8 protein-coding genes and 1 pseudogene are annotated in these 9,715 nt (G+C 56.1%); 8 read left to right on the top strand and 1 reads right to left on the bottom strand.

Going from position 1 to position 9,715, the window contains the following annotated elements; genetic code table 11:
- From M0974_RS25785 to M0974_RS25750, 8 genes and pseudogenes are all read left to right on the top strand, one after another.
- A pseudogene (locus M0974_RS25785) lies at window positions 1-334 on the top strand (RDD family protein); the annotation flags it as partial.
- Window positions 331-1,311, top strand: a complete 981-nt coding sequence (locus M0974_RS25780; RefSeq protein ID WP_297843756.1) for a stage II sporulation protein M — start codon at window positions 331-333, stop codon at window positions 1,309-1,311. The pseudogene M0974_RS25785 and the gene M0974_RS25780, both read left to right, overlap by 4 nt.
- The gene (locus M0974_RS25775) at window positions 1,298-2,893 is read left to right on the top strand and encodes a DUF4129 domain-containing protein (RefSeq protein ID WP_297843753.1); all 1,596 of its coding nucleotides are present in this window, start codon (window positions 1,298-1,300) and stop codon (window positions 2,891-2,893) included. The genes M0974_RS25780 and M0974_RS25775 overlap by 14 nt, the downstream gene beginning before the upstream one ends.
- A complete protein-coding gene (locus M0974_RS25770; protein ID WP_297843750.1) occupies window positions 2,890-4,098 on the top strand; it encodes a DUF4350 domain-containing protein in 1,209 nt (402 codons plus the stop codon). The genes M0974_RS25775 and M0974_RS25770 overlap by 4 nt, the downstream gene beginning before the upstream one ends.
- A 149-nt stretch (window positions 4,099-4,247) precedes the next feature.
- A complete protein-coding gene (locus M0974_RS25765; protein WP_297843747.1) occupies window positions 4,248-5,396 on the top strand; it encodes a site-specific integrase in 1,149 nt (382 codons plus the stop codon).
- A complete protein-coding gene (locus M0974_RS25760; RefSeq protein WP_297843744.1) occupies window positions 5,396-7,075 on the top strand; it encodes a hypothetical protein in 1,680 nt (559 codons plus the stop codon). The genes M0974_RS25765 and M0974_RS25760 overlap by 1 nt, the downstream gene beginning before the upstream one ends.
- Window positions 7,072-8,826: an integrase gene (locus tag M0974_RS25755; protein WP_367279050.1), complete on the top strand. Its 1,755-nt coding sequence runs from the start codon at window positions 7,072-7,074 to the stop codon at window positions 8,824-8,826. The genes M0974_RS25760 and M0974_RS25755 overlap by 4 nt, the downstream gene beginning before the upstream one ends.
- A 131-nt stretch (window positions 8,827-8,957) precedes the next feature.
- On the top strand, window positions 8,958-9,386 hold the full coding sequence (locus tag M0974_RS25750; protein ID WP_297843742.1) for a TetR family transcriptional regulator: 429 nt from the start codon (window positions 8,958-8,960) through the stop codon (window positions 9,384-9,386).
- 234 nt (window positions 9,387-9,620) lie between these two features.
- On the opposite strand, the gene M0974_RS33370 is transcribed toward M0974_RS25750, so the two are convergent.
- Window positions 9,621-9,715: YdeI/OmpD-associated family protein (locus M0974_RS33370; protein ID WP_367279051.1), on the bottom strand; the 95-nt coding region annotated here is incomplete at its 5' end.

The raw sequence follows: 9,715 nt of genomic DNA, 5'->3' as shown, positions 1-9,715 counted from the left end.
GTTGCCGTTCGGCTACTGCCTCGGTGCTGTCAGTTGCTTGCAACACCCTATGTTTAAACGCTTGGGGGACTTGGCCGCCGGCACATTGGTGATCTACCGTGACGCCCCACTCACCCCTCCAGTTTTTCCAGACGCCGTGGCGCAAATTGCCCCCTTTGCGCTAACGCTGGATGAGCAGCGCGCACTGCTTGAATTCGTCGAGCGCCAGGCAAGCCTGTCCGCTGAGCGCACTCAAGAACTGGCCGAGATTCTAGCGGTGCCGTTGCAGGTACCTACGGAGCAAGCGGTCGCTCGGCTCAACGGCATCGCCCGCGGCTTACTGGGACCGCCATGAAACAAAGCCAGTTCGAATCGCGCCATCAACCCGAGTGGCAACGGTTTACCCGTCTGCTGGAAGCGCTTGAGCGCGGCAAAGTAGACAGCAAGGCAAGCGAAGGATTCGCCGGCGACTACCGACGCATTTGTCAGCAACTGGCGTTGGCCCAAGAGCGTGGCTACAGCAGCCATCTGGTTGACCCGCTGCACCAATTGGCTGCGCGCGGCCATCAACAGTTGTATCGCCACCGTAGCCAGCTAGGTGCTCAGGTGTTGAGCTTTTTCATGGCCGGCTTTCCACGGCTGGTCAGGGCCCAGTGGCGCTTCGTCCTTGCCGCGAGCGTGCTGTTTTTCGGCAGCCTGATCGTCATGGGCCTGCTGGTCTACTGCTTCCCGGACCTGGTCTACTCCGTCGTCAGCCCAGAGCAAGTCACCGAGATGGAAGGCATGTATGACCCTTCCGCTCGACGCCTGGGTGAAGCGGCAATTCGTGGGTCCAGTGAAGACTGGATGATGTTTGCCTACTACATCATGAACAACATCGGCATCGCGTTTCAAACCTTTGCCAGCGGATTGCTGTTTGGGTTGGGAAGCGTGTTTTTCCTGTTTTTCAATGGGCTCATGATCGGTGCCGTGGCCGGTCATCTCAGCGGCATCGGCTTCGGACAAACCTTCTGGTCGTTTGCCATCGGCCACGGCGCATTCGAATTGACCGCCATCGCCTTGGCCGGCGCAGCAGGGCTGAAACTGGGTTGGGCGTTGCTCGCACCCGGCGCTTTACCGCGCAGTGAAGCGTTGCGCCTAGCCGCAAAAATCAGTGTCCAGTTGGTGTTTGGCGTGATGGTATTTTTGCTGATCGCGGCGTTCATTGAAGCCTACTGGTCATCGTTGAACAGCTTCCGGCCGTTGACTAAATACGTGGTAGGCGCGGCTTTATGGACATTGGTTCCAACGTATCTGGTCTGTGCCGGACGAGGTCACCATGCGCCTGACTGACGCCAGCGTTGCGATTCGACCACGCAACCCATGGGAAGCTCTCGACTTGGGCACGCTATTGGCTCGCGAGCATCGCGTGTTGCTGATGAGCAGCTGGGCCATCGTCACGCTACCGGTCTTTGCCCTGCTCAGCGTGGCTTTTTGGGACAATCCGTCCGTGGCGATACTGCTGTTCTGGTGGCTCAAGCCGATCTTTGAACGTTTGCCGTTGCTGATCTTGTCGCAAGCATTATTTGGCTCGACGCCGACGCTTGAGCAGGCCTTGAAAGGATGGCTACGCCTGCTGAAACCGCAACTTCTCGCCAGCTTGACGTGGCGACGTCTGAGCATGAGCCGCAGTTTCAAACTACCGGTGCAGCAACTCGAAGGGTTGTCTGGCCCGGCACGACAACTACGCATCGGTGTTCTCAGCCGCGGCAACCTGCGTGCAGCCCGCTGGCTGACCTCCATTGGCAGCTCTCTGGAAATGACCCTGTGGATGGGTCTGATGGCGATGTTCTATCTGCTGATTCCGCAACAGATTCGTCTGGAATGGAGCTGGAACAGTTTGATCGACCTCCAAAACAATTGGACGTGGCTTGCACACCTGAGCAACACCTTTTACGCCCTGATACTGATTCTCTGGGAGCCGATTTATGTCGCCTGCGGTTTTACCTTGTACCTGAACCGCCGCACGGAGTTGGAGGCTTGGGACATTGAGCTGGTGCTGCGACGTTTGCGCCAGCGCCTGACCGGCACTGCCTATGCGATGTTGATCGGGGTCGGACTTGTTTTTTCCATGGGCTCGCCTTCCGTCTGGGCCGACGAGCCCAGTTACAGCTGCCCACTGCCGAACCCGGAAACCACCGCCCCCATCCGTCCTGTGGCAGGACCGGATGGCACGCGTTTGACCCATCAAAAACTGACCAGCGACGCCTCTCGCGAAAGCATCAAGAGCCTATTGACGCAGCCGCCGTTCAAGAACCCCGAGACCATCAACGGTTGGCGCCTGATCAAAGACAAAGTCACCGCGGACAAACCCGTGATTGCAGCGCAGTGGGTCCTGCGACTGATCAATTGGGCTGAGCAAGCGGCCAAACTGTTCGCTCGGGTCTTCGAGGTGCTGCTGTGGACAACGGCCGTGGTCTTGGTCGGCGTATTGATCTGGCGTTACCGGGCGTGGTTCAGCACGTTCGTCAGCCGCCGACCGAGCCCCAAGCCTGTGCGGCGAACGGTCCCGCAACAACTGTTCGGTCTGCAAGTCAGCGCCGAAAGCCTGCCCGACGACGTCGCCAGTGCCGTCGAACGTCTATGGCCGCACAAGCCTCGGGAAGCACTGGGCTTGCTGTACCGAGCGCTACTCAGCAGGCTGTTGATCGACTACCAACTGCCACTGAAAGAGGCCGACACCGAAGGCGAGGTGTTGCAACACGTTGCACACCTGCGGCTGCAAGGGTTAAGCGACTTCAGCCGGCACCTGACCACCCATTGGCAAAACCTCGCTTACGGTCATCAGTTACCTGCTGTGTCGGTGCAACAGGCATTGTGCGAAAGCTGGCGTGATCTGTTCGGCAGTCAGTCCGATAACGGAGGTCGGCCGTGAGCAAGCGCCACTCTGTGCTGATCGGACTGCTGGTACTCGCAGTGTTGGCGTTTGCTGGGCGCTACGTCTATACGCACATGGAGCGCTACAGCGAAGTCCTTGATCGTGGCCCATCGCCGCAAGCTCTCGGCAATCCCTATCTGGCCGCCGAGCACTTTCTTCGGCAACACTCGGTGCCTGTACAGACAACACGGGTGATCCAAAACTTGCCTGATGCCCGGCAGCAGCAACACACGCTATTGCTGCTGGCCGGCCGCGAAAACATGACACCCCGGGAAGTGGAACGACTGCTCAATTGGACCAAGTCGGGCGGCCACCTGTTATTCGTCGCGGAACAATTGTGGGATGAGAAAAAAGGCCGCAGCGGCGACTTACTGTTGGACCGCATACAACTGCATCAACTGCTCAGCGCCGACCTTCTGATGCCGGATCGTAGCAAGAGCAAAATACCAACGCTTTCGGGCGATCCACCATCAGTCTTGCAGGCGCCCAGCCAATCGCCTCAGTTGACCAAGCTTTACTTGGAAAACGAGAAAGACCCCGCTTATTTCAGCTTCGACACTCGCTTTCACCTCGAAGACCCAAAAGACCATGCGCAGACCTGGGCGAACAGCGAATCATCCACCCACATGATGCAGATGATCTATGGCGACGGTTTGATCACGGTACTGACCGACAGCGATGTATGGAAAAACAACGCCATCGGCCGTTACGATAACGCCTGGCTGCTCTGGTATTTGACCCAAGACAGCTCGGTGACGATGCTCCTGCAGTCTGAACACGGTGATCTTTTTAGCCTTTTACTGCGCTATTTCCCTGAAGCGTTGGCGGCCTTGGCATTGCTGATTGGATTGCTCCTGTGGCATATCGGCATCCGCCAAGGTCCGTTGCAGGCTCCAGCGTCCAGAGCGCGGCGACAGCTTATCGAGCATGTGCGTGCCAGCGCCGACTTTTTACTCAGACGCAGTGGCCAGCAGGTCCTATTGCGCGCCCTGCAACAAGACGTCTTACGTCGCGCCCGACGCGTGCACCCAGGCTTTGAACAACTGGGTGTCGCCGATCAATGGCAGGTACTTGCGCGCCTGACGCGACAACCCACCAGCGCGATCAGTCAGGCCCTGCGCCCACGGCCCAGCGAGCGACTGTCCAGTAGCGAATTCACCCGTCAGGTTGCCCACCTGCAAACACTCAGGAATGCCTTATGATCTGGCTCTGAGAGATCGTTAGGATATCTTTGTACTAGAAACAACCACTTAGAAAAAAACTCACTACAGTGTGCTGGGCGGTGTGAAACCCCTCTGTCTGTAAACGCAGACAAAGGGATTAGCTGTCTGGTCATTGTGGGGTGGTAGAAATGGAGCTTGTTTGGGGTAGTGAGGAATTTGTAATAGCTGGGCAACCCTACCAAGGGTTTCCCATCCTGCTTTGGGACTCAATGGAGAGTTGCGTCCCGGCCAACCAGTTTTTTCGAAGCTACCTACTTCGCGGAGAAATCGGTTCTAACAAGTCTTGGCGGAGTACTGGCCGCGCACTGTACGACTTCTTCAGCTTTCTTCAGGCTCATGAGATTGACTGGCGCGATGTGGACCGTGGGGAGGCCAAATCCCTTGTGGCCGCCTATCGCGACTACTGCTTGGTGACGTGTAAGCTGGCACGGAACACCACTCGCCAGCGCCTGACCTACGTTTGCAAGTTCTATGAGTTCGCTCTGAAACGGAAGTGGGTCAATCGGGTGCCCTTCAACTATGAGGAGCGCGTCGGCAAGCGTGCAACCAGCTTCCTTGGGCATCTCGACGCCAGTGGCAATAAAGTCATGGCGAACGATGTCATGCCTAGGGCTCATAAGACGCTCCTCAAGTACTTGAGCATGGCTCAGATAAAGTTGCTTTTGGCCGCATCAGAGAACCCCCATCACCGAGTGATGATGCGTCTGGCGTTGCACACAGGTCTGCGCCGTGAAGAGCTTGCCACCTTCCCATGCGAATATGTGTACGACCCGGAGAAGGTGGGGCGAACCGAACGCAACCTGACGATTTCACTTGACCCATTCGATGGCAGTGGCATGCAGACGAAAGGGAGCAAGGCACGAGATATTAAGGTCAGCCGTAAGTTCATGTCCGAACTCTATCGCTATCTGTCAAAGGTACGTGGCGAGAGAGCATCCGTGAGCAATATTCCGCAAAACGCACTTTTGCTAAACCAATGCGGGCAATCCTACGGAAGCGATGGCAAGAGCCTGAACCGGATCGTTAATGAGGCCGGCAAGCGGGCTGGGCTAAAGGCCAATGCGCACATGCTCCGCCATACATACGCAACTCAGACCTTGGTCAGCCTTCGCCGCAATCCCGCACAAGGGGTAGACCCCCTGATCTTCCTTCAGCGCCAACTCGGCCACAGTTCGATTGAAACCACAATGATGTACCTGCATGTGGTCAACGAAATGGCTGACGACGCAGTACTGGCCTATGACGATGAGCTAAACGCTCTGGCGGAGGAAGCTTGATGGGGAAGCGTAAGGACTTTATCAAAACCGATCTTAGCGTTCCACAAGTCAAGCACAGTATCGACAGTGCTGGCAACGTCGTCGTTCTGCCTGAGGTTATCCCTCCGCTGAACACCATTATTAAGTTCGAGCGAAACAGCGCCCACGCCCGAAACTTCGATTTTGCTCGCTGGTACGGAGCGGGAATTGACCCTATCGCCTACGCGTGTCAGCGCCAAATTGAACGTTTCCTCACAGGTCAGGATGCCGAGGTTACGGTTACCTCCGTGACTAGCTTTTGCAAAACCGGGAGGCGTAATTTCCTCGATTACTGCCTGCTCCGGGCAGCAGCTTTTGGACGTAACTTGGTCTTGGCCGATGTGAACCGAGACCTGATCGACGGCTATCTAGGCTTCTTATCTGGGCGTGGATGGTCGACTGTCACTCAGAAGAGCTGCTACGTGCACACGAAGTCCGTGCTCCTCGCACTCGGACGGCGCGGGTTGTTTCCCTTTGTACTTTCCGGGGATGCAGCCACCTTCCCACGCAACCCCTTCCCAAACATCAACCGAAAAACCAAGGGCGAGACGGCGCTGTCTAAACGCGAGGGGCAAGCCTTTACAGTGGCGCTGAACCAGTCCATAAGGCCAATATGGACCGATAACCCAATTTTGACCGGCTATCTTCTGGTTTCAGCCCTGCTGATCGTGGCGTTGCACACCGGACGAAATGCCACGCCACTGCTTGAGATGGGGCGCGACTGCTTGCGTCCACACCCCAAGGACAACACTGTATTCCTCGTGCTTTGGAAGCGACGCGGCTACAACACCAGCAAAGTGGCGCTGCGGGCCGAATCGCAAACAGAACGCTTTCTCGAATCCACGCCGAGCGTAAGGACGAACGTAGAGCGTCTGATCCGTCGCGTTATGGTCTTGACTGAGCCTTTGGATTCAGACGCCCCGGATGACCTAAAGGGGCGGGTGTGGCTTTATCGCAGTCGCTACACGGGGACGGACGATCAAGTTACGGCGTTAAGTCCGGCGGCATTGGACAAGGCGATAAGCCGCTTTGTAGATAAATATGATCTTAAGGATAGCGACGGGAAGCCTCTACGCATAAATATCTCACGCCTGCGTAAAACCTTTGCTAACCGCATCTATGAGCTTACCGATGGCGATCTCGCGACCACCGCAGCAGCCCTCGGCAATACCCCTCAGGTAGCCGACAAAAACTATTTGGCTCCCGACAAAGACGCTCGTCGCAACTGGAAATTTATGGGTGAAGTACTTGTGCAGGAGTTGCAGACTCGAACCATCGGCGCGACCTATAAGGATACCCCGATGGGTCGCTGCGCCGATCCTGTGAACGGCCAATTCGCCCCGCAGCGCAAGGACGCGACCTGCATGAGCTTCATGAACTGCCTGCGCTGCACACACTACGCGGTGACTTCTGAGGACCTCTACAAGCTGTTCAGCTTCTACTTCCGAGTACTAGGCGAGCGCTCGCGAATGGACAAGAAACGCTGGGCACGGGAGTACGCCCACATCCCTCGCCTGATCGACCAGTACATTGTCGCCGAGGGACTGCGGCGTGGCATTTTCAAGGCCGCAGCCGTTGAAGCCGCTCGTGAGCGCGCCCGCTCCGAGCCGCACCCATTCTGGTCAGTAGACCTGATTAACAGCCTGGAGATCTTTGGATGAGTGACAAAACCTTGCTGGCACTCCCATGGATACCCAGTACCGCCCAGCCGGGTGATGTTCGCGGACTCCCTCAGTGCGAACGCGATGCTCTCATCATCACCGCTACTCAGGTAGATGGACAGTGGGTCATCCTCAGCCGATACGTCGACGACATCTGGCATCTCGATGGTTTCACCAGCAACAGGACAAATTACCAAAGACGATTGGACTTCAGCCGTGTGCCAGCGGCGTTTAGAGCGGTGGTGAAGGCAATGTTTTACCGCTACTTACGGCGCGGGCGACGAGAAGCGGGTCGACCTAAAGGCACGGCGGTTCTTCAAATGTTCAACGATGCAATGCCGTTTTTACGCCATCTTGAAATGCTGAAACTAGATTGCCTTAGCGCTGTTACACCCATGATCTGTGCGGCATATGTAGCAGTCTGCAAAGCCCACCGCCAGACCCAGCGTTCGAAAGGCAAGCCATTATCACAGCGTGCGCTGAAAACCCGTTTCATAGCAGTCGAAGCATTTCATGAGTTTAGCCAGTACACCGACGACCCAATGTCTCAGCACCCTTGGCCTGAGACGTCCGGGAGGGCAATGGCAGGACTGATCGGCCAGAAAAATCAAGGTGAACAGACACCTCTGATCCCCGATGACGTGTTCTGCGCATTGTTTGAGCAGGCCTATCAAAAGGTTGAGCGCGGTGATCTAGTGCTTGATCTGCGCGATGAACTTGATGCTATCTCGGAGCAACGTAAAGCGCTGAGCACTGAAGGCCTAATTTGGGTTAAGAATAGCCACCTGAGCACTTCTGGCTGGGAAGGAGGTTTGAAGGTGTTCAACAAGGCAGTGCTCGATCTGCGCACTGCCTGCTACATCGTCTTGGCTAGCACCTCCGGCTGCCGCAACCACGAGCTGGCCAATTTACAGTCAGGCGCTGAGCACCGCACCGAAGACGATGAGGGCATCATCTATCACTGGATGCGTTCTCGATCCGACAAGACCGATGCAGGCATACACGACTGGATGATTCCTGAAGCAGCCGTGCGTGCTCTGCGTCTGATGGAACGCTGGTGCGCGCCCTATCAAGCCATGATCGATGCCGAGATCGTACAGCGACGTCTCGCCAATTCGCTTGACCCGCAAATCACTGAGGCGCAAAAGGAACGCCATTCGCTGTTTCTTGGTGCATATCCGAATGCAAACAACAGAGTGCGCACACTCAGCAACACTACTTGGAGTCTAAACCTCCAATCTTTCGCCAAGAATTGCGGGCTGAGTTGGAAACTCAACAGTCACCAATTCCGTCGAAAATTCGCCAACTACGCAGCGCATAGCCGCTTCGGCGACCTGCGCTATCTCAAAGAACATTACGCGCACTGGTCAATGGACATGACTTTAAGCTACGCCATGGACGACGGGTGGGGACAGCATCTGGACCTTGAACTTTATGCCGAAATTGAGGCGGAGCTGGAGGATATCAAATTTAGCGTCACCGATAATTGGTTGGGAGACAAGCCATTGGCCGGTGGCTATGGCCGAGCGCTCAGTCATTGGCAGCGCGATCCACAGAACTTGCTGATATTCAAGGATCGCGCCTCGATGGTGAAATCCATTGCAGAGAGCACTGCGATTCGCAGCAACGGCCACGCTTGGTGTACGGCAGACAATGATGGCTGTGTAGGCAATACTCTCGACCGTACTCGCTGCGGCGACTGCAACAATGCCGTTATCGATACCTACCACGGTCCCATCTACCTGCGATAATACAACGATCTGAAAGAGCTGCTGCATTGCCAGAATATTGGCGAGGGAGGTCGCCAACGCGTTGATCGGGACTTGAAACGCTGTCGAGACGTACTCGTTCAATTGGGCATGGACCTGGAGACTCTGACCGCATGAAACCGAAGGACAAAACAGCCAACTACAAACCTGCTGTGGTTCGTGAAAAAGATCTGAAGCTAGCCATCTACCGCATCCAGAAGGGACGTGCTCATACCAAGGAAACCAAGGTGACCATCGCCGCTGTCGCACGCGAAGCGGGTGTATCAACAGCGTTGATCCATAACCACTATCCAACCGTTGCAGAGGCTATCCGAGAGATCCAGGGCCGCTCTAGTCGAGCCGTGCGGGACGTGAAGCATCAAGATTTGATTGCTGAGCGGCACAAGTCCACAAGCTATCGTCAAGAGAACGAAGAGTTAAGGACCAAGGTCGCCAACATCGCTTCTATCAATGAGGTGTTATTGGACGAGAACCATACCCTCAAGGCCAAGCAGAACGACCGGAAAGTAGTCGAACTCGTTGTGAAAAAACCGTCTGGATAGGAGGGTTTCGTAACCTACGTTATAGAGATTGGCATACGTTGCATTGCTCCGTCTAAAAAGGAACACCTCATGAAGAGCTGGTTCTGGCTGCTTCCGAACGGACCGATGACCAACCCATCGACCCGATGATGGCTCGTCCGATGCTGATCCACCTTTCAATCGTGATTGTCCCACTGGGGACGCGACTGTATCGGCCTTCAGAGGAGATGCTGATCTACTACAAACGCAGCGTGGTCAAGGGAGACGGCCAAACGCTTTCTCGACCCGCGACTCCCGCGTCGCCGACTGCTTGGCGCCGGTGAAGTGCAGGTGGTACTGGCGCTGGCGGC

This window comes from Pseudomonas sp., assembly GCF_026224925.1.
Taxonomy (GTDB): Bacteria; Pseudomonadota; Gammaproteobacteria; order Pseudomonadales; family Pseudomonadaceae; genus Aquipseudomonas.
This window is presented reverse-complemented; position numbering and strand designations above follow the sequence as displayed.

Bases quoted from the DNA above. Each gene is read 5' to 3' on its own strand.
- M0974_RS25780 (WP_297843756.1), top strand. From the start codon at position 331: ATGAAACAAAGCCAGTTCGAATCGCGCCATCAACCCGAGTGGCAACGG.
- M0974_RS25775 (WP_297843753.1), top strand. From the start codon at position 1,298: ATGCGCCTGACTGACGCCAGCGTTGCGATTCGACCACGCAACCCATGG.
- M0974_RS25765 (WP_297843747.1), top strand. From the start codon at position 4,248: ATGGAGCTTGTTTGGGGTAGTGAGGAATTTGTAATAGCTGGGCAACCC.
- M0974_RS25760 (WP_297843744.1), top strand. From the start codon at position 5,396: ATGGGGAAGCGTAAGGACTTTATCAAAACCGATCTTAGCGTTCCACAA.
- M0974_RS25755 (WP_367279050.1), top strand. From the start codon at position 7,072: ATGAGTGACAAAACCTTGCTGGCACTCCCATGGATACCCAGTACCGCC.
- M0974_RS25750 (WP_297843742.1), top strand. From the start codon at position 8,958: ATGAAACCGAAGGACAAAACAGCCAACTACAAACCTGCTGTGGTTCGT.